This is a genomic window from Bradyrhizobium sp. BR 10261, assembly GCF_019455395.1.
GTDB classification, from domain to species: domain Bacteria; phylum Pseudomonadota; class Alphaproteobacteria; order Rhizobiales; family Xanthobacteraceae; genus Bradyrhizobium; species Bradyrhizobium manausense.
On record NZ_JACOFQ010000038.1, the window covers coordinates 46342 to 66742 of the forward strand.

Genomic DNA, 20401 nt, shown 5'->3' on the forward strand with positions numbered 1-20401 from the left:
TCCCGAGGTTGCCGCCGTGAACGACATGCAATGGACCCCCATCGGCCCTTCCGAACCGGTCCCGCCGCCGTTGCCGCCCACACGGGTCGATTTCACCGGCAATCGCACCGAGTTCCGCAAGATGGTGACCAAGGGTGCCATGCTGGAGCTCGTGACCTTCGGCTTCTACCGGTTCTGGCTCGTCACCGACATCCGCCGCCATTTATGGTCGAACACGTCCATCGACGGCGACGCTGCCGAATACACCGGCCGCGCCAAGGAGCTGCTGGTCGGCTTCCTGTTCGCTCTCGCGATCCTGATGCCGATCTATCTCGCCTATTTCCTCGTCGGCATCGAATTCGAGCGCTGGCAGGGCTTTGCCTCGACGCCGCTGTTCATCTCCTTCTACGCCTTCGGCCAGTTCGCGATCTTTCGCGCACGTCGTTACCGGCTGACACGCACGGTCTGGCGCGGGGTGCGGTTCTGGATGGACGGCTCCGGCTGGGCCTATTCGTTCCGCGCGATGCTGTGGGGCGTCTTGGTGTTCCTGACGCTCGGCCTGGCGCTGCCATGGCGCGAGGCGTCGCTGGAGCGCTACAAGATGCAACATACGCATTTCGGCGATCTGCAAGGCGACTTCGAAGGCAGCGGCTGGGAGTTCTTCAAGCGCGGCTGGTGGATCTGGCTGCTCACTCCGATCGCGGTATTGATCTTTCCGCTTGCGCCGTTCCTCTATGCCGAGTTCAAGGCCCGCGAATGGCGCTGGTGGCTGAACGGCATTCGCATTGGCGGTGTCAGCGTGTCCTCGGAGCTGCCGCACAATGCGTTCTACGGCCTCTACTGGAAGATGGTCGGCTGGTGGGTGCTGCTCTCGATCCTGTTCGGCGCCTATCTCGGCGCAGCCACCGTGCTCACCGTCAAGCTGACCGGCGTGCCGGCCGAGCAGTTGTTCGGGCCGGGCCATGCCGCCAAGAGCATTCCGATGCTGGTGATCATGGTGATCGGCTATTTCGCGCTCGCGCTTGCCATGAACATCATCATGCGGGTCTATCTCCAGCGCGATCTCTGGGCCATGGTGCTGGAGACCGTCGAGGTGCATGATATCGGAGTCGCGGCCGACGTCAGCGCCAGCGGCGAGCTCGCCAGCGCGCTCGGCGAGGGGTTTGCCGATGGTCTCGATGTCGCGGGATTCTAGATCGTGAGCGATGTGACCGCTGGGCCCGGCGCCGAGTCCAGGCCTGGACAGAAGGCGATCTTCTTCGACGGCCTGTCGAGCCGCCGGCGCCAGGTCGTGCTGACGCTCGGTGACGCGCTCGAGATCGCCGAGCCCGGCGACGTCCAGGCGGGCCCGGCCGTCACGCGTTGGGGTTATGACGAGATCCGCCGCGCCGACAGCCCGGCCGGCATTCTGCGCCTGACCTCGACATCAGCGCCGCCGCTGGCGCGGCTCGAGATTCGCGACGCGGCGCTCGGTGCCGATCTCATCGCACGCTGCCCTCGCATCGACGAGCACCAGACCACCGGTCGCGGTGTTGCAAAAATCGTGGGCTGGTCGGTTGCCGCTGCCGTTTCCATCGTCTGCGTCGTGCTGTTCGGCGTGCCGCTGGCCGCGGACCGCCTCGCGCCGCTGGTGCCGAAACCGCTCGAGCGGCGCATCGGCGATGCCTCCGAGGTGCAGGTGAAAACGATCTTCCGCGGCGAGGCTTGCGGTGACGCAGCCGGTCAGGCGGCGTTCCGCAAGCTCGTCAACCGCCTGCGCGATGCCGCCGGCCTCGACGACGATGCCATGACGGCAGGTGTGCTGCGAACCTCGGTGCCGAATGCGTTCGCGCTGCCGGGCGGCAAGGTCTACGTGCTGAGTGCCTTGCTCGACAAGGCCGAAACTCCCGACGAGCTCGCCGGCATCCTCGCCCATGAGCTCGGCCATCTCAAGCATCACGACAACATGCGCGGCCTGATCTACAACGGCGGCACCTCGTTCCTGATCGGCCTGTTGTTCGGCGATGTCACCGGCTCCTCCGCCGTGATCTTCGCCTCGCGCAGCGTGGTCGAGGCCTCCTATTCGCGCGAGGCCGAGACCGGCGCCGATACCTTCGCGATCGAGATCATGCACAAGCTCGGCCGCTCGCCGAAGCCCGCGGCCGAGCTGATGTTCCGCATCACCGGCAAGGAGGGCGGCTCGGGCCTTGCGAATATCCTGGCGAGCCATCCGCTCACCGAGGACCGCCTCGCCCGCATGACCAGGGAAGACCGCCCCGCCAGCGGCCCGCCGCTGCTGACGGACACGGAATGGCAGGCGCTGAAGGGCATCTGCGGCAACGGGAAGATTTGAAGTCGGATGAGCTGTGAGTCGAAGCTGTCGGCCGCGGGCTCGGTCTACCCTCTCCCGCAAGCGGGAGAGGGCGCGCGCCATTCTTCGCGACTACCGCGTCCCGTAGGCGCGGTCGCCGGCATCGCCGAGGCCCGGCAGGATAAAGCCGTTCTCGTCGAGGCCTTCATCCACCGCCGCGGTCCAGATATGCACGTCGGGATGCAGGCCGCGCAGGCGCTCTAACCCTTCCGGCGCGGCGATCAGGCAGGCGAGGCGGATGTCCTTGGCGCCGCGCTCCTTCAGCCGGTCCACCGCGGCCACCGCGGTGTTGGCGGTCGCGACCACAGGCGTCACCACGATGGCGAGGCGCTCGCTGAGATCGGACGGCGATTTGAAGAAATACTCGACCGCGGCAAAGCTCTCGGGTTCGCGATAGAGCCCGATATGGGCGACGCGCGCGGTCGGCACCAGATCCATCATGCCGTCGACGAAGGTGGTGCCGGCGCGCAGCATCGGCACGAATACCAGCTTCTTGCCGGCGATCTTGGCCGAATGCATCGTCGCCAGCGGCGTCTCGATCACGGTATCAGTGAGCGGCAGGTCGCGCGTCACCTCGTAGCACAAGAGCATGCCGATCTCCTTGATCAGCTCGCGGAACGATTTTGTCGAGATCGATTTGTCCCGCACAAGGGTCAGCTTGTGCTGTACCAGCGGATGATCGACGATCGTGACGCCTTCCATGATCGGATGCTCCTGAAATTATCGAGCCGTCATTGCGAGCGCAGCGAAGCAATCCAGAGTCCCGCCGCGGACAGATTCTGGATTGCTTCGCTGCGCTCGCAATGACGCGCGTGGTCGCAATCTTTTTCCATGCTCTAAAACACAGTACCGTCGCTGATCACCTTGAGCGGCGGCGAGCCGTCGGGACGGCGCGCAAAGGCAATGGCGCGGCCCGCGGCCCAGGTGCCGCCTTCCAGGATGCTGGCGAGCGGCAGCGACTGCGGCGTGCGGCCGAGCTTGGTGCGAACAAGTTCCGCAACACGATCCAGCAGCGCGACAGTGAGCGCGCGCCACTCGACCACGAGCAGCGAATCCACCCCATGCGCGCGATCGGCCTCGGTGGCATCGCGCAGGCGCAGCACCTCGTGATCGACGAACAGTCCGCCATTGCGGTATTCGGCAAGGCCAGTGAGGCCATCGATGTCGGTGACGTCGAAGCCGGCGCGCTGCAGCGGCTCGATCAGCGAATAGCTCAGCCATTGCGACAGCTTGTGCAGCGGCACGAGGCCGGCGGTCGCATCATCAGTCTTGATCGCGGGATGGCGCCAGCAATCGCCGAGCGGGACGCCGGCAAGCTCGAGCCGCGACGGCCAGATCGGTCCGAGCTGGTTCAGCACCGCGGACAGGATCACGGGCGCGGGAATGGCGCCATCAGTGGCTTGTACCGCGATGTGATCGAACAGCCCGCCTGGCCGCGGCGTGTCCTGCAGGCCGAAAATGTCGGCGCGCGCGGCTACCAGCCGGCCCAGACGTTGCAGCAGATCGGTGCGTCCCTCCAGGCCAAGCAGCGGATTGGCTTCGCTTGCCTGGAAGGCCGACGTCAAAGCTGAAAGCGGCAGCTTTGCAAGCACATCGGCATCGACCCTGAACGGCGCGCGCGCATCGCGCGAAAACAGCCCGCCGGCAAACATGTCGAGGCTCGCGAGCGCAAGCCCCTCGGAGCGGCCGATGCCTTGTCCCGTCACCGCATCACGATAGCGCCATGTCGCACCCGCGCCGGCGTCGAGCAGCACGCTGACGATGGCGAGGTCGAACTCCGCGCGCGCCCGTGCGGCGCGATCCGGCCACGAGGCAGCATCGGCCAATTGCACCCAGCGATCGACACCGCCGGACACAAAGTGCCGCCAGCGCGCGTGGAAGGGAATGTCGAGCGTCGGATAGGCTTTTCGCGTCACCGCGAGCACGGCCTCCGCAACGCCATCCATGCGATCGAGATCGATGGTGAAATGCGTGAGCCCGCCCTTCAGGCCGATCTCGAGCATCCGCTCGGCACGCGCGCGAACCGCCTTCGCGGACAGCAGCGCGCGTGCCTCTTGTTCTGAAGCGTCCGCCATTACCAGATCAGTATTTTTCCAGCGAACGCCCGACCACGCCACCCACGTCCTTCTCCGGCGCGATGTCGGTGGAGTAATAGCCGGCCGCCTTCTTTGCGGCGATCTCGACATAGGCGTCGGCCGGGATCAACTCCGGCGGGATCGGCACGCGCTCGACGATGTCGATGCCCTGCGATGTCAGAGCGTCGTATTTCATGTCGCTCATCGACAGGAAGCGGTCGATGCGCTTCAGGCCGAGCCAATGGATCGTATCCGGCATCAGCTGCTGGAAGCGCGCGTCCTGGACACCCGCGACGCATTCGGTGCGCTCGAAATAGGCGGCAGCCGCATCGCCGTCTTCCTGGCGCTTGCGCGCATTGTAGACCAGGAACTTCGTCACTTCGCCAAGCGCGCGGCCTTCCTTGCGGTTGTAGACGACGAGCCCGAGCCCGCCCTCCTGCGCGCCGCGCGCGGATTCCTCGATGCCGTGGATCAAATACGGCCGGCAGGTGCAGATGTCGGAGCCGAACACGTCGGAGCCGTTGCACTCATCGTGCACGCGGCAAGTGATCTTGGTGCGATGGTCCGGCAGCTTGGTCACATCGCCGAACATGTAGACCGTGGTGCCGCCGATCGGCGGCAGGAACACTTTCAGGTCGGGGCGCGTCACCAGCTCGGGGAACATGCCGGCGGTCTGCTCGAACAGCGTGCGGCGCAGCTCGGTCTCGTTGGTCTTGAAGCGCTCGGCAAGGCCGGGCAGGTACCAGACCGGATCGATCGCGATCTTCACCACCGAGACGCTGCCATTGGCATGCACGACCTCGCCATCGGCGCGCAGGCGCTTGGCCGCCAGCGCTTCGCGGATCTCGGGCAGGTCGAGCCGCGCTCGCGTCACCGCGATGCTCGGGCGGATATCGACGCCCTCGGCGATGTCCTTGCCGAAATTCTCGGCGACCAGATGCCCCCAGGGATCGAGCGCGACGATCTTGGCGGGATCGCGCCATTGCTCGAACGGCCCGATGGTCGCGGCCGGGAAGGTGTTGGTGAGATCGGGGCGCCGGATCGGATCGAGCGCGCCGGCGGAGACCGCGAGCGCGCGATACATCGCATAGGAGCCGCCATGGCTGCCGATGACATTGCGATCCCCGGTGCGCGACACCGTGCCGATGATCGGTCCGCGGGCGCGCGCGTCGGCGGCGCCCCAATGAATCGGGTAGGCGGCTTTCTTGCCCGGCTCCGGATGAGAGGTGAGGCGGATATGCTCAGTACGGTTCGCGCGGCTCATGGCCAAACTCCCAAAAAGCCAACGGCCCGCCGCTCGGACGGGCCTGGCTTATCAGCGTTGCCGGAGCGGAGCCCGGCGACGCAATCCATCATATTGTAACGGCCCTTGGCGACAGACAAGTTAATCGTGCGGGGCGGCCCGCCGCGCCGGCCGGTCCGGATCGGGGAAGGCGGCGGAATGCGCCCTATATCTATGTAATTGTTCAAATTTTTGAAGAGGCGCGTCGGCCGACTGGATAAAGCCGGCATATTCGGACATACCGGGCGGATTGCCCCGGAGTGCGCCATGTCCACCGCCAGCTACATCGATCCCCGCAATGGAAAGCTCTATTCCCTGCTTGAGCCGCGCTGGTGCTCCGACGAGCGCACGCCGCTGCTGGTGACGCCGGGGCGGGGAATCTCGCGCGACGACATCGACATCAGCACGCGCTCGCTGTGGCGCTACCGCGCGGCGCTGCCGGTGGAGATCAACGATCCGATCTCGCTCGGCACCGGCTGCACGCCACTGGTCGCGCAGGATTGGGGCGAGCTGCGGCCGTTCTTCAAGCTCGAATGGTTCAACCCGACCGGCAGCTTCAAGGACCGCGGCTCCGCGGTGATGCTGTCCTTCCTCCGGCAGATCGGCGTCAAAGCCATTCTGGAAGATTCCTCCGGCAATGGCGGCTCGTCGATGGCAGGCCTTGGCGCCGCCGGCGGCATCCGCGTGAAGATTTTGGCGCCGGCCTCGACCTCGCCCGCAAAAATCGCGCAGGTGCGCGCCTATGGCGCCGAAGTGCAGCTCGTCGAAGGCCCGCGCGAGGAATCGGAGGCCGAAGCCATCAGGCAATCGCACCAGACCTTTTACGCCAGCCATAACTGGCAGCCGTTCTTTCTCGAGGGCACCAAATCGCTCGCCTATGAGATCTGGGAAGATCTCGGCTTTCGCGCGCCCGACAATGTCATCGTCCCGGTCGGCGCCGGCTCAAGCCTGCTCGGCTGCGCCTTCGGCTTCCGCGAGCTCAAGAAGGCGGGGCAGATTGCAAAGCTGCCGCGCCTGTTCGCGGCCCAGCCGCTCAACTGCTCGCCGATCGACGCCAGCTTCAAGGCCGGCGTCGATACGCCCGTCGCGCGCGAGGTGAGCAAGACCATCGCCGAAGGCACCGCGATCAAGCATCCGCTGCGCCTGCGCGAGATCATAGGCGCCTTGCGCGAGAGCGGCGGCGGCACGGTGGCGCTCACCGAGGACGAGATCGTCGCCGCCCTGCGCCGCCTTTCGCGGCAGGGCCTGTTCGCCGAGCCCACCAGCGCCAGCGCGGCCGCGGCGCTGGAGAAGCTGTCTGCTTCCGGCCTCATCAAGCCGAACGAGACCACCGTCGCGATCCTCACCGGCACCGGGCTGAAGGCGGCAACCACGGTCGCGGAGTTGGTGGGGTAGTTCGTAGGGTGGGGGGAGTTCGTAGGGTGGGTTAGCTAAGTAGATGCGCGAAGCGCATCTGCTTGGCGTAACCCACCACTTCTGTTGACGCGGAGACAGAAGAGGTGGGTTACGCCTCGTGAATTGCGCTTTGCGCAATCCACGAGTCTAACCCACCCTACGACCTCACTCCTTCAAATCATTCACCTGCCTCACCCAGGCGCGTACATCCACGAGCACCTCGGGCAGCACCGCTCTCACCTCCGGCACGGTCATGCCGGCCTTGATGCGGGGATCGTAGAGCAGGTTGAGGATGTACTGGTCGTAGACGTCGAAATAGCCCATCGAGACGTTGTCGTTGAACATGGTCCACGGCACGCTCGCGGTGTCGTTGATCGGCCCGAGCGATTGCAGCACTTCTTCATAGGCGCAGTCGAGGAAGGTGAAGTCGCTGACGTCGACGGTGAGGATGACGTCGGAATGCTCGATCTCGAATTGCTCGTTCTTGCGGAATCCTGAAAGGCACTGCGGATCGAGCGAGGTGCGGATCTCGCGCGCCTTCTCCGCGCCGTAGAAGCTTGTGATGGTGCGGTAGAGGTCGCGGTCGCGCACCAGCTTCACCCGCACATTGGCCGCTTCGCTCGCGTCGGTCATGGCGATGTCGAGATGCTGCACGCGCGCGGCAATGTCGGCCACGACTTTCCCGAGCTGCGCCTTGCGGTCGGCGCGGTCGGTCTCGGCGAACACGCGCACCGGGGCGTCGAACTTGCGGATGCGATCGACGCGGCCGGCGAGATGGTATTCGGCGCCGAACGCGGTCTTGAAAAAGCCGTCGACGATCTCGGCGTCGGTAAAGCTCTTCTTCTCGGTGCGCTGGCGCGAGGCGATCGCGGGCAATTCGCCGGCGGCGGCCGTGGTAGCGGTATCAGGCACAGATATGAGCGCTGCAAATGCCAGCAGGGCGAAGCGTAGGGCAGGTGGGACCAATGCGCTCATCGTCGTGCAACGCTGCCGTATTCGCTGCGCGCACACAAGTCCGCAAATGCATGCTGCGAGGGTTCGGCCGCTGCTTCAGGCACGGTGCCGTAGGGTGGGCAAAGCGAAGCGTGCCCACGCATTTTTCGCGATCGAGAGAGATGGTGGGCACGGCGCAAATGCGCCTTTGCCCACCCTACGGCAGCTCGCGTTTGGCTAGTTGTTCAGCACCACCACCGTCGTGCCGACGTTGACGCGGCTGTAGAGGTCGGTGACGTCATCATTGGTCATGCGGAAGCAGCCCGAGGAGACCGCCTGGCCGATCGTCTCCGGCTCGTTGGAGCCGTGGATACGATAGAGTGTCGAGCCCAGATACATGGCGCGCGCGCCGAGCGGATTCTCGATGCCGCCCTTCATGTGGCGCGGCAGGTCCGGCCGGCGCGCCAGCATTTGCGACGGCGGTGTCCATTCCGGCCATTCCTTCTTGGCGGTGATCTTGTGCACCCCGCCCCAGCGGAAGCCGTCGCGGCCGACGCCGATGCCGTAGCGCAAAGCCTGGCCGTTCCCGAGCACCAGATAGAGCCGGCGCTCGGCGGTGTTCACCACGACCGTGCCGGGGGCATAATTGCCGTTATACATGACGGTGGCGCGCGGGATCGGGCTCGCGCCGCCACCGAGATAGCCGGTGGAACTGGTGCCCGTGAAGTCGATCATCCCCATCCCGGCGGCAGATGCGCTGCTCGCTCCGATGGTCACAGCCACCATGGCGGCGACAGTTGCGGCAAGAAACCGGATCATTCATTCCCCCCAGCAAAAAAATCGATGCAATGGCAAAACACAGGCCATATTTGCCGGCGTTTCGCAAGCCACGGCCGCGTGAGGCGTGGTGGTTGCCGTTACCAAATCGGAAACCGCCTCAAAACACTATTAGCCAAACAAGCGCATCGCGGCGCGGGACAGGGCCGCAATGCCCGCACTTGCTTTGACGGGCCGCGCGAACAATGATTGATCCGATGGAACGTCGGAAACGGCCTTGCGGGAGTGTTGGGATGAACGGTGCGGAAAGCCTGGTGCGGACGATGGTCAAGGGCGGGGTGGACGTCTGCTTCACCAACCCGGGCACATCAGAGATGCATTTTGTCGCGGCGCTCGACCGCGTGCCCGGCATGCGCTGCGTGCTCGGCCTGTTCGAAGGCGTGGTGACGGGCGCGGCCGACGGCTATTTCCGCATGAAAGGCACGCCTGCCTCCACCCTGCTGCATCTCGGCCCCGGCCTCGCCAACGGCCTTGCCAATCTGCACAACGCCAAGAAGGCCAATTCCGGCATCGTTAACATCGTCGGCCAGCATGCCGTCTACCACATCGACTACAACGCGCCGCTGACCTCCGACATCGAGGGCCTGGCCCGGCCGATGTCGTCCTGGGTCCGCACCTCGCCGAATTCCAAGGCGGTCGCCGCCGACGGCGCCGCCGCGATCGCCGCCGCCAAAAGCGCCCCGCCGCAGATCGCGACCCTGATCCTCCCCGCAGACACCGCCTGGAACGAGGCCGACGGCATCGCCGAGGTCCCGGCCGAGCAGCAGCGCGCCAGCTATTCGCCACAGGCGGTCGAGAAGGCCGCAAGGATCCTGCACGGGAACGGCGAGGGGACATTGTTGCTGATGACCGGCAGCGCCTTGAGCGAGCACGGCCTGGCGCTGGCCGAGCGCATCGCCGGCAAGACCGGCTGCACCGTGATGGGCCCGACCTTCCGCCCGAAGATGGCGCGCGGCCGTGGCCGTTACTCGATCGACCGTATCCATTATGTGATCGAGAACGCACTGCCGATGCTGGCAAAATTTCGTCACATCGTGCTGGTCGAGTCCGATGATCCCGTGGCGTTCTTCGCCTATCCGAACAAGCCGAGCATGCTCAAGCCCGAGGGCTGCGAGGTCCATCGCATGACCTCGTGGGGCGAGAATTCGGTGGCGGCGCTGGAAGCGCTCGCCGGCGCCGTGAAGGCCAGCGCCAGGGACGTCAAGCCGCAGGCTTTGCAGGAGTTGGTCAAGCCGACCGGTGCGCTCAGCTTCGCCTCGATCGCGCAGGCGATCGCCTGTGCGATCCCCGAGAACGCCATCATGGTCGACGAGTCCCTCACCACCGGCCGCGGCTTCTTCCCGCCGACGGCCGCTGCCGCACCGCATGACTGGCTGCAGAACATGGGCGGCTCGATCGGCTTCTCGACGCCGCTGTCGATCGGCGCGGCGATCGCCTGTCCGGATCGCAAGGTCATCACCATGGTCGGCGACGGCAGCGCGATGTACACGATCCAGTCGCTGTGGACGCAGGCCCGCGAGAACCTCAACATCGTCACCATCGTGTTCGCCAACCGCATCTACCAGATCCTGCGCGGCGAGTTCGACAATGTCGGCGCCGGCGAGCCCGGCCAGCGCGCCAACGACATGCTCCGTCTCGACCGCCCGACGCTCGATTTCGTCGCGCTGGCCAAGGGCATGGGCGTGCCCGGCCGCGCGGTGACAAATGCCGACGAGTTCAACAAGGCGCTGGCCGAAGCCGTCGCCGAGCCGGGCCCGCGGCTGATTGAGGTGCAGATGTAGGCCAAGGTCTCTCCCCACGTCGTCCCGGCCTAGTGCGCAATTGCGCACGGGGAGCCGGGACCCATAACCCCAGGGAGAAATTTGGCGAAGACTAGGGGTCCGGTACGCGCACCGCGCGCGTTCGATGGACCTCGCGGTATGGGTCCCGGCTTTCGCCGGGACGACACTGATGGTGTGGCGCGCTCCTCACCATAATGGGCCCGGAGGCACGATGCAGACCGAGCTGAACAAGGTGATCGCGGCGCTCAGGGAGCTCTATGTCCACGAATCATTCCTGTTCGAGAAGGACGTCGGCGAACGCGCCATCACGCACCGCTTTGCCGTCTATCTCGAGCAGCAATTTTCGGGCTGGGCCGTCGACTGCAACTACGACCGCCTCGGCGAGCGCACGCTGCATCTGCCGCGCGGCAGCATCATCTCGACCGACGATCATCTCGGCAAGTCGATCTATCCTGACGTCGTCGTGCACCAGCGCGAGATCCCGAACAATCTGCTCACCGTCGAGATCCGCAAGGCCAGCAATCACACGCCGCTCGAGCACGACCAGCACAAGCTGATGGCGCTGACCGATCCGCATATCTGGTTCGCCTATTGGATCGGCGTGCTGCTGGTGCTGGACAAGCACGGCGTGACGATGTCGGAAGTCTATCTCAGCGGCGGCGTCGATCAGGCGCAGTCGCTCTGGCTCGCGGCGCGGCTTGCGGACGGTGGCCTCACAGCCGCGCCCAAGACTGCGTTGTGACAGGCTAGCGTCGACTGGGTTGGGCCTACAGCACCGCTCTCTCCGTTCCCTCCCCCCTTGTGGGGGAGGGCACGGGGATTCTCTCGCGTAGCTGCCCTCATTTCATCGTCAATAATCGAAACCTTTTGCTGGGCTACCCCTCTCCCTAGCCCTCCCCCACAAGGGGGGAGGGAACGCACCTTCGTCGGAGCACTAGTCCTTGTCATCATTCACGCGCGTGAAAACAAAAAGGCCGCCCGCATGACACGGACGGCCTCGCATCGTGAACCCTCACCCGCTCAATGCAGCGGAGCACCATTACCCAGCGCGTAGGTCACCAGATCCTTCAGCTTGAAATCGGGACCGGTCACCGGCGCCCAGTTCGGGTCGAGCGACAGCACGGAGGAGGCGTCGCCGAACATCATGCCGAGGAAGACTTCGGCGACGATGCGGCCGCCGACGGGCCCGAGCTGCGGCGTCGTGATTCCGGTCGCCGGCGCGCCGGTGGCGGCGACCGTGACCTTTGTCGCGTACTGACGCGCTTCCGCCAGGATGTAGGTCCAGAGCGGGCAATTGCCTTTGAACGCGCCGTTCGCGATCGACGCGATCGGAACCTGCGGGTCGCCGGCATCGGGATTGTCGACGGCCCGGCCGATTTTGATCTGCTCGTCGGTCAACGGCGTCTGGTGCATCGCCCTCGCGACCGCCTGGCCCGAGGGCAGGCCAAGCCGCCAGCCGCGCTCGAGATTGCGCAGCGCCAGCGATGACGGGTTGGAGGCGACCTCCGGCGGCAGCTGGCGCAGCGGATCGACCAGCGAGGTGTCGATGCGATAGGCGAACTGGAGGCGCCGCTTGTTATCGGGATTGGTGCTGTCGTCCTCGACGCCATAGGCGCGTGTGTCGACGTCGATGAAGCGACCCCAGTCGATGGCGCGTCCCGGCCCCATGCTGCGGAAGCCGGTCAGCGCGTTGGTGTCGGGGTTGTTGGGGTCGGGGAAGATCTGCAGCAGCATGTTGTCGGCGTCGTTGAGCCGATAGCCGGGCCGGATCATGGAATGACCGAGCCGGTAGGCCGCGACCGAAAACTCGACCGGCATGTAGGGATAGGTCTTCCAGTGATAGTAGGCGAGCTTGCTGCGATCGTAGCGGCCGCCGGTCTTGAGATCGTTCAGCACGGTCGCATTGACGATGCGCGGCAGGAAGTCGTTCAGCACGACATATTGGTAGTGGAAGCGGACACGCTGTTGCACGTCCTGGAACGAGAGGCCGCCGTTGTCGTCGACCATGCGGTTGTGGAAGCGCAGCATCAGCCCCTGGAACTGCGAGACGATGCTGTTCTCGTCGTTGCGGGGATCGCCGATCAGGGCGCGACCCCTGAAGCGCGGCAGGTCGTTGGCGTTGGAGACGCCGGCGCCGGTGAGGGGGTCGCCGAGCAGAAACTTGCCGTTGCCGTCGTACATGTAGGGCTGATCGTTCGGCCCGCGACCGTAGACATTGTCCAGATCGAAGGACGGCGTGCGGAAATCGATGAGCCCGTCGGGATCCTGCTGCTTGGCCAGCGAGCTCACCGGATCGAAGGTGATGTCGTGATCGACGAACTGGCCGAAATAAGTGTAGAGCGCGGGAATTCCGCTCTCCTCGGCATCGGGGCCGTCCTTGGGCGGATCAAAATCGCCGACCATGTTATCGGCGAGGGCGGAGAGGTTGGCAATGTTGTCGGCTTCGTTCGGGCCGAACGTCGCCGGCGTCAGCGTGCGAAACATGCGGCCGAAGCGGCCTTGTGACAGTGGGGAACGGGTGGCGTTGAGGCCGCGCGGCGTAGTGGCGTGACGACTGCTCATAAAGTACCTCCTTGAAAAGTTACGACGGAAAGCAACTAAAGCTGAAGTTGTTCGTGATGAAATATGCAGGTGAGGCTAGACGCAGCAGTTCGGCGTCTCAATGCGCTGCTTCACACATTGCGCGGTGTCGATCCGGTTCCAGCAGCAAGTGCTGCGAGCAAGCTGCGGATGCGCATCGCAAATTTCTCCAGCGCAGATGCCGGATAACATTCTCGTCATCGGCATCGGGCACTTCGAGGGCGCTTGACGAAGCGAACTTGCTGTTCGCGTAAAAATTGTATTTGTGTGCGTGCTGCCGCTGCGACGGTCGTGGCTCCCCGGACTGCTCCGACGCATCGTCGTTCGTGTCCTGGTGCCGGAGCGTGCGCTGCGTTCGGCAATGTGATGCCGGCCACAGTTTGCAGCCGCGGTCCCGCCTATCTTCGGAGTACTTGCACGCGTCGATCCTGCGGGACTACGCTTCCCCTATTGGGGATCAGACATTTTGGAGGTTGTGATGCAAAGATCATATCTGCTGGCTGCCACTGCGGCGCTGGCGCTCATCATGCAGACACCGCTTGCACTGGCGCAGAGCGCACCCGATGCGGGGACCACACCGCCGGCGGCTGCCGCCACCACGCCGCCTGCTGCCAACACGGCACCTGCTGCGACCACCGCACCGGCTGCGACCTCAACGCCGGCAGCAAGCACCGACACCTCCACCGCGCCGGCCGGCCCGAAGAAGAGTGCCGAGAAGAAGCCGGCGAAGAAGAAGATGACGCGGCAGCAGGAGATCGATCATTCGATCGACAGCGGCACCGTTCCGGCGCGTTATCGCAGCTCGGTACCGAAGGAGTACCAGCAATATATTCCGTTCGAGAAGAAGTGACGGATTGCACTGCGGCGCGATGTGCACCCGCCCCGCGCCGCGGTGGAACCTGACGGGAGCTATGCAGGCGTGATGGCATGATCTGATCTGCGTCCCCAGTGGCGGGCTCCGGAGCCGGTGTTACAGTAGGCCAGGGCGAGGGGATGATCAGATGGGTGACGATGCGAAGGATGCTGGCCTTGTGGCGATGATCAGCAGCATCCTGGGCGGCAACAAGCGCGCAGACGCGGCCAGCCCGCCGCCGCTTGCCGACTTTCTTCCGTCGGCGCCGGGGCCCGCCGCAGTGATCCCCGAGATTCCGGAAGCGGAGTCACCGAAGCTCCAGAACCCGCCCAGTGACCCCGCCAACGGCGCATCCGATGCGGCGGCGGCTGCGAAGCCGGTCGTGCCTGCCAGTCAGCCTCTGACTCCGGACGGCAAGCGGCTTTTGCCGGCGGAAGCGATCGCCGAGCTCGTGCTCGGCGAGCTCAGAAAGATCGAGGGGTTTCCCGCCTCCGGTGTCTCGGTCACGGTCTACGGTTACAGGCACTGGAACGCCATGATCACCTTCGCGCCGTTCTCGACCAATTTCCAGAATGCGACGCGGTTCCGCCAGGCCCTGCCAGACCTCGTCTTCAAGCTCCGTCGTTTCGTCCAACTTGAGATATAAGAATCGATGGATTGGGTTAGATCGATGCGAGCCCAGGAACTCGTCCACCTCTGCCCGATTGGCAGAGCAGAGGTGTTCACTGTTCGACAGGATTTTCGAATTGAGCGTTGCCTTTACCAAGGAAGAGAGCGCCGAGACGGCCTCCGAGACGTTGCTGCCGGATCGCCCGATCTCGCCGCATCCAAACCTCGTGACGGAGAAGGGCCTGCAGGCCTTGCAGTCGCAGCTCCAACTAGCGCGCGAAGCCTATGAAGCCGCGCAAGCCATCGACGACGTCAACGAAAAGCGCCGGCAGTCGGCGGTGCCGTTGCGCGATATCAGGTATTTCGGCGAACGGCTGCGCACCGCGCAGCTCGTTCCCAATCCGGCCTCCAACGATGTCGTCGCCTTCGGCAGCACCGTGACCTTCAGCCGTGCCGATGGCCGGGTGCAGACCTACCGCATCGTCGGCGAGGATGAAGCCGACCCGAAGGCGGGCTCGATCTCGTTCGTATCGCCGGTCGCGAAGTCGCTGATGGGGAAGGCGGTCGGTGACGTCGTGGGGTCGGATGCGCAGGAGATCGAGGTGCTGGCGATCGCTTAAGGCAGCGCGGTGGCCGTGCCCTCCGTCATTGCGAGGAGCCCTTGCGACGAAGCAATCCAGAGTCTCTCCACGGAAAGATTCTGGATTGCTTCGCTGCGCTCGCAATGACGTGGTTGGAGCAGTGCTTGCTCGCGGGCGTCCGGCCCGCAGCGGCCGCCTTTCTGATGATTGCATCATGCTCCTGTTTTGCCCGACGGAGCAAGAAAAATTCGGAAAATTCGTAGTCCGTCCGGCCGGCGCCGGCTACTGTGCATGGGGTTGTTTTGACGATTTCGACGGAGCGGGAGCAAGACGCCCCGCGAAGCCGTTTGGCGAAGCGTGGTGGGCGCACAAGGGATCGAACCTTGGACCTCTCCCGTGTGAAGGGAACGCTCTCCCGCTGAGCTATGCGCCCGGGACCATCATGCAGACGGCCGGACTTTTCGGCCGGCCGGCGCATCGGAGCCCGCGATTTAGAAGTGCAGGCTATCAGTGTCAAGTTTTCAGGCGGCCCTAGGGGCGGAAAACCTTCCGATGGTGTCACAATTCGGTGGCGCGGCCGGATTTTGGGCCGCTTACGCGCCTTGTTGACGGGCGCGCGAGGCGTGGGCCTGGAGCGCGCGGATGCGCTCGGCCAGCGTTCCACCGCCCTCGGGCAGCGGGCTTGCTGCGCCATTGGTGGCGACGCCATTGGCCAGGCGCGGCGCGGGCTTCGGCGGCTGGCCGGCTTCGGCGGCCAGCAGCGCCTCGATCGGCGAGTTCGGGCCCTCGAGCTGCATCGCGAGTTTTGCCACCTCGGCGGCGATGTCGTTGATGCGCTCGCGCAGAAGCGCGTTCTCCATGCGCTCGGTCGCCCAGGAGCTCTCGGCCTGCTGCTGGATCGCATTGACGTCGCGCTGCAGTTTCGCGCGCTCGTCGCGGGCGGTGCGGAGCTGCTCCTCCAGCGCGGCCTTCTCGGCGCGCAGCGTCTCCATCGCGGCCGATGATTTGCCGCCGCTCAGTGCGGCGATCTCGACCCGCAGCTCCTTGATGGTGCGCTCGGCGCCCTCGTTGGTCTGGCGCAGCTGGTTGTTCTCATATTCGCGCTCGGCCAGCAGCTTGCCCTGCGTGGCGAGGCGGCCTTCGAGGTCGGCAACGCGGCCCGAGAGCATTTCGGCTTCCTTGACCTGCACGATCAGCTGGCGATCGAGCTCGGTGACGCGCTGGCTCAGATTCTCGACGCGGCCGCGGGCCTCGCCAAGCTCGCGCGAGACGGTTTCGGATTCGGTGCGCTCCTGCGCCAGGCGCGTCTGCGTCGCGGCAAATTCCTTCTCGGCATCGCCGACGCGGTTCTTCAATTCCTCGATCTGCGCGCGCACCGCGACCAGCTCGACCTGGCGGCTCTCCGCCATCATCGAGCGGTCCGACAGTTCGGAGTTGATCTTGGCGAGCTCGCCCTGCTTGTTGCTCAGCGCGATCTCGGCCTCGCGCAGCGCTTCGGTCTTGGCGTTGAATTCCTCCTCGGTCGCGCGCAGCTGCTCCTTCACCGCCTTCTCGCGCGCCTCGAGCGCGAAGATCGTGGCGTTCTTCTCGCCGAGCTCGATCTTCATGCGATTGATGGCGTCGGTCTTCTTGCCGAGCTCGGCGAGCTGGCTCGTGGTCTTGTTCTTGAGCTGCTCGACGCTCATCTCGAGCCGCCGCGCCGACATGGCGAACTCGGCGCGGAGCTGGTCCTTGTCGGCCTGGATCTCCGCCATCGACAGCGGCGTTGCGGCCTCGAGCCGGCGCGTGGTCAGGCGCACCGCGCGGTTATGCACCAGCGGCACGATGGCGAGCCCGCACAGCATCGACAGCAGGAAACCGATCGCCAGGTACATGATCGGTTCGACCATGGGTCAGAGCTCCAACAGACAAGGGAAAAATTTACCAAGGACAATGCATGGCGGGCCGGCAAAAAGCCAGCCCTGCCCCGTTGTTAACGTGAATCCGGAAGCTGGATCGGGGGAGAGAACCCTAGAACGGGTTCCAGGTCGCCCGCGGCGTATATTTGAGATAGCCGATATTGGCGCCGAGGCGTAAGCCGAGGCCCGAGCGGATCGGCACCAGCACGATGTTGTTGGCGGTGAGCGCCGTCATGCCGAAGCCGCCGATGATATAGGCCGAGCCGTCGATGCCGGCGAAGCGCTGGTAGATCGCGTTGGTGGCGGGCAGGTTATAGACCAGCGTCATGGTGCGCGCGCCGTCGCCGCCCCAGTCGAAGCCGAGCGAGGGGCCCTGCCAGTAGACGCGCAAATCGCCGGCATTCTTGGTGTAGAGCGTGCCTTCGCCGTAGCGCAGCCCAGCGACGAAGGCGCCGGAGCCTTCTTCGCCGAGGATGTAGCCGTTCGGCAGGCCCCATTGGCTGACCGCCTTCTCGATGATCGAGGCGAGCCCGCGCGAGACATTGCCGAAGAAGCGATGGCCGGCGGTGACGAGCTCGTCCGGTCCATAGGTATTGGGAGTCGGGGTCCGCTGCGGTGGTGGCAGATCCGGTGGCGGCGCGGCCGTCTGGGCGGAAGCCGGCACGGTCCAGCCCGCCAGCGCGATGAGCGCCACTGCGGCAAGGCGTGATGCGAAAGTCATAAAAGAACCCCTGATATCGATCCCGGTCCGCTTCCCTTAACCTGATGCTATTAGGCACGGCTCTAGGTTGGTCCGGATGACCCCTCGACTCGAATGTTATCCGCAGCAACTATGACGGCACAACGGCAGGAAGATAGCCCTTTGCGCCCCGGAACTGCCTTGATCGGCCGTCTGGTCTGCCTGCTGGCGTGCATTTGGCTCGGCCTGACCTGGTTACCTGCACAGGCCGCCACCACCGAGCGGATTGTCGTCAATCGCTTCTCCGGCGTCGCCATCGAGGGCTTCGACCCCGTTGCCTATTTCGTTGACGGCGGAGCCGAGCAGGGGACGGCGCAGTTCGAGGCCAATCTCTGGGGCGCGGTCTGGCGCTTCCGCAATGACGGCAACCGGGCGGAGTTCCTGTCCCATCCCGAGATCTATGGCCCGCAATTCGGCGGCTATGATCCCGTCGACATCGCCCGCGGCGTCACGATCGCCGGCAATCCCCGCTTCTTCGTGATCGCGGCGCAGCGGCTTTATCTGTTCAGCCGGGAAGACAATCGGGACGCCTTCACCGCCGACCCGGAACGATTCCTGTATGAAGTCGGCAAGCGCTGGCCGGCGCTGCAGGACAAGCTCAGTCAGTAGGTCGTTACCGCTTCAGCATCGCCCCAGGCGACGAACTCGGGGATGATGAAGCCGGTGTCGCCGCGCTCGCCGAAGCGGAGCTCGCCGCCTTTGCCGTCGGTCACCTTGCCGCCGGCGGCCGTTACCACCGCGCAGCCCGCCCCGACGTCCCATTCGCAGGTCGGCCCGAAGCGGGGGTAGATGTCGGCACTGCCCTCCGCGACCCGGCCGAACTTGACGGCCGAGCCGCAGGTCTTTCTGACGGCGTTGGGCCTGCTATCGATGAAGGCTTCGCTCTTGGGGTCGCCATGCGAACGGCTCACCGCCGCGATCCAAGGCTCGCCAGGCCCGGGCAGCTTGCGGGTCCGAATCGGCTGGGCGGCGCCGATGGTGGTGCCGTCGAACCTCACGCGCTCGGCGCCGCGCCCCACGATGCCGCGCCAGAGCACCCCGAGCGCGGGCGCGCTGACGATGCCGAGCAGCGGCACGCCCTCGGTGACCAGAGCGAGGTTGACAGTGAACTCGTCGCGGCCGGCGACGAATTCCTTGGTGCCGTCAAGCGGATCGATCAGGAAGAAGCTGCCGCGAAACGGCGGCGAGGCGAGATGGGTCCGCTCCTCCGACAGCGTCGGCACGTCGTTCGCAAGCCGGGCGAGGCCCTCGGCGATGATTCGGTCGGCGGCGAGGTCGGCCTCGGTGACAGGCGAGCCGTCCTGCTTGCCATCGACCCGCATCCCGGAGCGGTTGACGGCCAGGATCGCCTCGCCGGCCTGCGCCACCAGCGCGGTCAGGGGCTCCATCAGCCTACAAGCGGCCTCGCCGTCGATGATCCTCACCTGCATGCCTCATTCATCGGCAAGTTTGCCTCTGTTCACGTGATTCGCCCGTGTCCCCTTATGGCCGCTTCGAACCTATCGCAAGCTTCCTGCCACGGGCTGGTGAATGATAGAACCCGCAGCGACAGTCCAGGCCATGCGTGATTCGCCGCGTCCGCGCCGTGCAATTCCAGGAACCCTTTATGTCTGACGCTCCGTCTTCGGCTACCGCTTCTGCTCCCGATATGCTCGAACTCGCGGCCCTTTTGTGCTCGCGGGTCTGTCACGATCTCATCAGCCCGGTCGGCGCCATCGTCAATGGGCTTGAGGTGCTCGATGACGATCCCAAGCCCGAGGACCGCGAATTCGCGCTCGACCTGATCCGCAAGAGCGCCAAGACCGCATCCGCCCGCCTGCAGTTCTGCCGTCTCGCCTTCGGCGCGGCCGGCTCCTCCGGCGCGCAGATCGACCTCGGCGATGCCCAGACCATGGCGAAGGGCCACATCGAGGACGGCAAGTGCACGATCACGTGGAATCTGCCGCGGCTGCTGCTGCCGAAGAACCGCGTCAAGCTGCTGCTGAATATGCTGGTCGTGTCCCAGCACACGATCCCGCGCGGCGGCATGCTGACGGTCGATCCGATCGGCGAGGGCGAGGCGATGAGCTTCCGCATCACCGCGACCGGGCACAACGCGCGCCTGCCGCAGAACATCTCCGAGCTCTTGAGCGGCGAGCGCGGCCCGGCCGCCGACGCTCATGCGATCCAGCCTTATTACACGCGGCTGTTGGCGCAGGCCTGCGGGCTCGCGGTGACGCTCAAGCTGGAGGGCGAAGCCGTCGTCGTTACCGCTTCGTAAACGCGCGCTGCGCCCTTAGAAGTTAACCGATCCTTTACGAGGCGCTTCGGATTGTCCGGAGCGCCTTATCTCTTTGTTGATTCCGTTCTTTTGCACATACTCAACCAATATTAAACGCTTTGCGGTGAAGCTGGCCTCATTCCGATCTGGCGCATCACGTCTCGTGCGCGCCCTCCCTGTATGAAGGCCTGTTTTCATGGATGATCTGTTGCGGGAGTTTCTGACGGAGACCAGCGAGAGCCTGGACAC

The 20401-nt window shown here is 65.1% G+C and carries 19 protein-coding genes and 1 tRNA gene; 10 read left to right on the top strand and 10 right to left on the bottom strand.

Annotated elements, in window-relative coordinates:
* The first annotated feature begins 25 nt into the window (after positions 1 to 25).
* On the top strand, positions 26 to 1174 hold the full coding sequence (locus HYH07_RS31950; RefSeq protein ID WP_220006216.1) for a YjgN family protein: 1149 nt from the start codon (positions 26 to 28) through the stop codon (positions 1172 to 1174).
* A 3-nt stretch (positions 1175 to 1177) separates the two neighbouring features.
* Positions 1178 to 2311 carry a M48 family metallopeptidase gene (locus HYH07_RS31955; RefSeq protein WP_220006199.1) on the top strand — a complete coding sequence of 378 codons (1134 nt, stop codon included), beginning with the start codon at positions 1178 to 1180 and terminating at the stop codon, positions 2309 to 2311.
* A 90-nt stretch (positions 2312 to 2401) separates the two neighbouring features.
* Here HYH07_RS31955 and upp read toward each other — a convergent pair whose 3' ends face one another.
* The 3 genes from upp to HYH07_RS31970 form a co-directional block, all read right to left on the bottom strand.
* Positions 2402 to 3031, bottom strand: a complete 630-nt coding sequence (gene upp / locus HYH07_RS31960) for a uracil phosphoribosyltransferase (RefSeq protein WP_057744709.1) — start codon at positions 3029 to 3031, stop codon at positions 2402 to 2404.
* A 134-nt stretch (positions 3032 to 3165) separates the two neighbouring features.
* On the bottom strand, positions 3166 to 4404 hold the full coding sequence (locus HYH07_RS31965) for a URC4/urg3 family protein (RefSeq protein ID WP_220006200.1): 1239 nt from the start codon (positions 4402 to 4404) through the stop codon (positions 3166 to 3168).
* 7 nt (positions 4405 to 4411) lie between these two features.
* Positions 4412 to 5668 (bottom strand): GTP cyclohydrolase II, encoded by a 1257-nt coding sequence (locus HYH07_RS31970; protein WP_057744712.1) that lies wholly within the window; start codon positions 5666 to 5668, stop codon positions 4412 to 4414.
* A gap of 285 nt (positions 5669 to 5953) precedes the next feature.
* Between HYH07_RS31970 and HYH07_RS31975 the strand changes: the two genes are divergently transcribed.
* Positions 5954 to 7081 (top strand): threonine synthase, encoded by a 1128-nt coding sequence (locus HYH07_RS31975; RefSeq protein ID WP_220006201.1) that lies wholly within the window; start codon positions 5954 to 5956, stop codon positions 7079 to 7081.
* Positions 7082 to 7246: 165 nt separating this feature from the next.
* On the opposite strand, the gene HYH07_RS31980 is transcribed toward HYH07_RS31975, so the two are convergent.
* Entirely contained in the window at positions 7247 to 8056 is an 810-nt protein-coding gene (locus HYH07_RS31980; protein ID WP_220006202.1) for a DUF2927 domain-containing protein, read from the bottom strand.
* A 195-nt stretch (positions 8057 to 8251) separates the two neighbouring features.
* Positions 8252 to 8755 (bottom strand): L,D-transpeptidase, encoded by a 504-nt coding sequence (locus HYH07_RS31985; RefSeq protein WP_409363925.1) that lies wholly within the window; start codon positions 8753 to 8755, stop codon positions 8252 to 8254.
* A gap of 329 nt (positions 8756 to 9084) precedes the next feature.
* Between HYH07_RS31985 and HYH07_RS31990 the strand changes: the two genes are divergently transcribed.
* Entirely contained in the window at positions 9085 to 10632 is a 1548-nt protein-coding gene (locus HYH07_RS31990) for an acetolactate synthase large subunit (RefSeq protein WP_220006204.1), read from the top strand.
* 211 nt (positions 10633 to 10843) lie between these two features.
* Positions 10844 to 11374: a hypothetical protein gene (locus tag HYH07_RS31995; RefSeq protein ID WP_220006205.1), complete on the top strand. Its 531-nt coding sequence runs from the start codon at positions 10844 to 10846 to the stop codon at positions 11372 to 11374.
* 278 nt (positions 11375 to 11652) lie between these two features.
* On the opposite strand, the gene HYH07_RS32000 is transcribed toward HYH07_RS31995, so the two are convergent.
* The gene (locus HYH07_RS32000; RefSeq protein WP_220006206.1) at positions 11653 to 13194 is read right to left on the bottom strand and encodes a heme peroxidase family protein; all 1542 of its coding nucleotides are present in this window, start codon (positions 13192 to 13194) and stop codon (positions 11653 to 11655) included.
* A gap of 496 nt (positions 13195 to 13690) precedes the next feature.
* Between HYH07_RS32000 and HYH07_RS32005 the strand changes: the two genes are divergently transcribed.
* The 3 genes from HYH07_RS32005 to greA all read left to right on the top strand — a co-directional run bounded on the left by HYH07_RS32005 (position 13691) and on the right by greA (position 15294).
* Complete coding sequence (locus tag HYH07_RS32005) at positions 13691 to 14062, top strand: hypothetical protein (protein WP_220006207.1); 372 nt, start codon at positions 13691 to 13693, stop codon at positions 14060 to 14062.
* A gap of 151 nt (positions 14063 to 14213) precedes the next feature.
* On the top strand, positions 14214 to 14711 hold the full coding sequence (locus HYH07_RS32010) for a hypothetical protein (RefSeq protein ID WP_220006208.1): 498 nt from the start codon (positions 14214 to 14216) through the stop codon (positions 14709 to 14711).
* A gap of 100 nt (positions 14712 to 14811) precedes the next feature.
* Positions 14812 to 15294: a transcription elongation factor GreA gene (greA, locus tag HYH07_RS32015; protein ID WP_220006209.1), complete on the top strand. Its 483-nt coding sequence runs from the start codon at positions 14812 to 14814 to the stop codon at positions 15292 to 15294.
* A 319-nt stretch (positions 15295 to 15613) separates the two neighbouring features.
* Here the strand turns inward: greA and HYH07_RS32020 are convergent.
* The 3 genes from HYH07_RS32020 to HYH07_RS32030 form a co-directional block, all read right to left on the bottom strand.
* A tRNA-Val gene (locus HYH07_RS32020) sits at positions 15614 to 15688 on the bottom strand.
* 160 nt (positions 15689 to 15848) lie between these two features.
* A complete protein-coding gene (locus HYH07_RS32025) occupies positions 15849 to 17144 on the bottom strand; it encodes a hypothetical protein (RefSeq protein WP_220006210.1) in 1296 nt (431 codons plus the stop codon).
* A gap of 121 nt (positions 17145 to 17265) precedes the next feature.
* The gene (locus HYH07_RS32030) at positions 17266 to 17874 is read right to left on the bottom strand and encodes a DUF1134 domain-containing protein (RefSeq protein WP_220006211.1); all 609 of its coding nucleotides are present in this window, start codon (positions 17872 to 17874) and stop codon (positions 17266 to 17268) included.
* Between the two features lie 141 nt (positions 17875 to 18015).
* Here HYH07_RS32030 and HYH07_RS32035 point away from each other — a divergent pair, with 141 nt between their 5' ends.
* Entirely contained in the window at positions 18016 to 18501 is a 486-nt protein-coding gene (locus HYH07_RS32035) for a YHS domain-containing (seleno)protein (protein ID WP_220006212.1), read from the top strand.
* Here HYH07_RS32035 and HYH07_RS32040 read toward each other — a convergent pair.
* Positions 18495 to 19322, bottom strand: coding sequence for a 3'(2'),5'-bisphosphate nucleotidase CysQ (locus HYH07_RS32040; RefSeq protein ID WP_220006213.1), 828 nt, complete (start codon positions 19320 to 19322; stop codon positions 18495 to 18497). The genes HYH07_RS32035 and HYH07_RS32040 overlap by 7 nt on opposite strands.
* Positions 19323 to 19498: 176 nt before the next feature.
* Here HYH07_RS32040 and chpT point away from each other — a divergent pair, with 176 nt between their 5' ends.
* Positions 19499 to 20152 carry a histidine phosphotransferase ChpT gene (gene chpT, locus HYH07_RS32045; RefSeq protein WP_220006214.1) on the top strand — a complete coding sequence of 218 codons (654 nt, stop codon included), beginning with the start codon at positions 19499 to 19501 and terminating at the stop codon, positions 20150 to 20152.
* The last annotated feature ends 249 nt before the right edge of the window (positions 20153 to 20401 follow it).

Bases quoted from the DNA above. Each gene is read 5' to 3' on its own strand.
- HYH07_RS31950 (WP_220006216.1), top strand. From the start codon at position 26: ATGCAATGGACCCCCATCGGCCCTTCCGAACCGGTCCCGCCGCCGTTG.
- upp (WP_057744709.1), bottom strand. From the start codon at position 3,031: ATGGAAGGCGTCACGATCGTCGATCATCCGCTGGTACAGCACAAGCTG.
- HYH07_RS31965 (WP_220006200.1), bottom strand. From the start codon at position 4,404: ATGGCGGACGCTTCAGAACAAGAGGCACGCGCGCTGCTGTCCGCGAAG.
- HYH07_RS31970 (WP_057744712.1), bottom strand. From the start codon at position 5,668: ATGAGCCGCGCGAACCGTACTGAGCATATCCGCCTCACCTCTCATCCG.
- HYH07_RS31975 (WP_220006201.1), top strand. From the start codon at position 5,954: ATGTCCACCGCCAGCTACATCGATCCCCGCAATGGAAAGCTCTATTCC.
- HYH07_RS31980 (WP_220006202.1), bottom strand. From the start codon at position 8,056: ATGAGCGCATTGGTCCCACCTGCCCTACGCTTCGCCCTGCTGGCATTT.
- HYH07_RS31985 (WP_409363925.1), bottom strand. From the start codon at position 8,755: ATGGGGATGATCGACTTCACGGGCACCAGTTCCACCGGCTATCTCGGT.
- HYH07_RS31990 (WP_220006204.1), top strand. From the start codon at position 9,085: ATGAACGGTGCGGAAAGCCTGGTGCGGACGATGGTCAAGGGCGGGGTG.
- HYH07_RS31995 (WP_220006205.1), top strand. From the start codon at position 10,844: ATGCAGACCGAGCTGAACAAGGTGATCGCGGCGCTCAGGGAGCTCTAT.
- HYH07_RS32000 (WP_220006206.1), bottom strand. From the start codon at position 13,194: ATGAGCAGTCGTCACGCCACTACGCCGCGCGGCCTCAACGCCACCCGT.
- HYH07_RS32005 (WP_220006207.1), top strand. From the start codon at position 13,691: ATGCAAAGATCATATCTGCTGGCTGCCACTGCGGCGCTGGCGCTCATC.
- HYH07_RS32010 (WP_220006208.1), top strand. From the start codon at position 14,214: ATGGGTGACGATGCGAAGGATGCTGGCCTTGTGGCGATGATCAGCAGC.
- HYH07_RS32025 (WP_220006210.1), bottom strand. From the start codon at position 17,144: ATGGTCGAACCGATCATGTACCTGGCGATCGGTTTCCTGCTGTCGATG.
- HYH07_RS32030 (WP_220006211.1), bottom strand. From the start codon at position 17,874: ATGACTTTCGCATCACGCCTTGCCGCAGTGGCGCTCATCGCGCTGGCG.
- HYH07_RS32040 (WP_220006213.1), bottom strand. From the start codon at position 19,322: ATGCAGGTGAGGATCATCGACGGCGAGGCCGCTTGTAGGCTGATGGAG.
- chpT (WP_220006214.1), top strand. From the start codon at position 19,499: ATGTCTGACGCTCCGTCTTCGGCTACCGCTTCTGCTCCCGATATGCTC.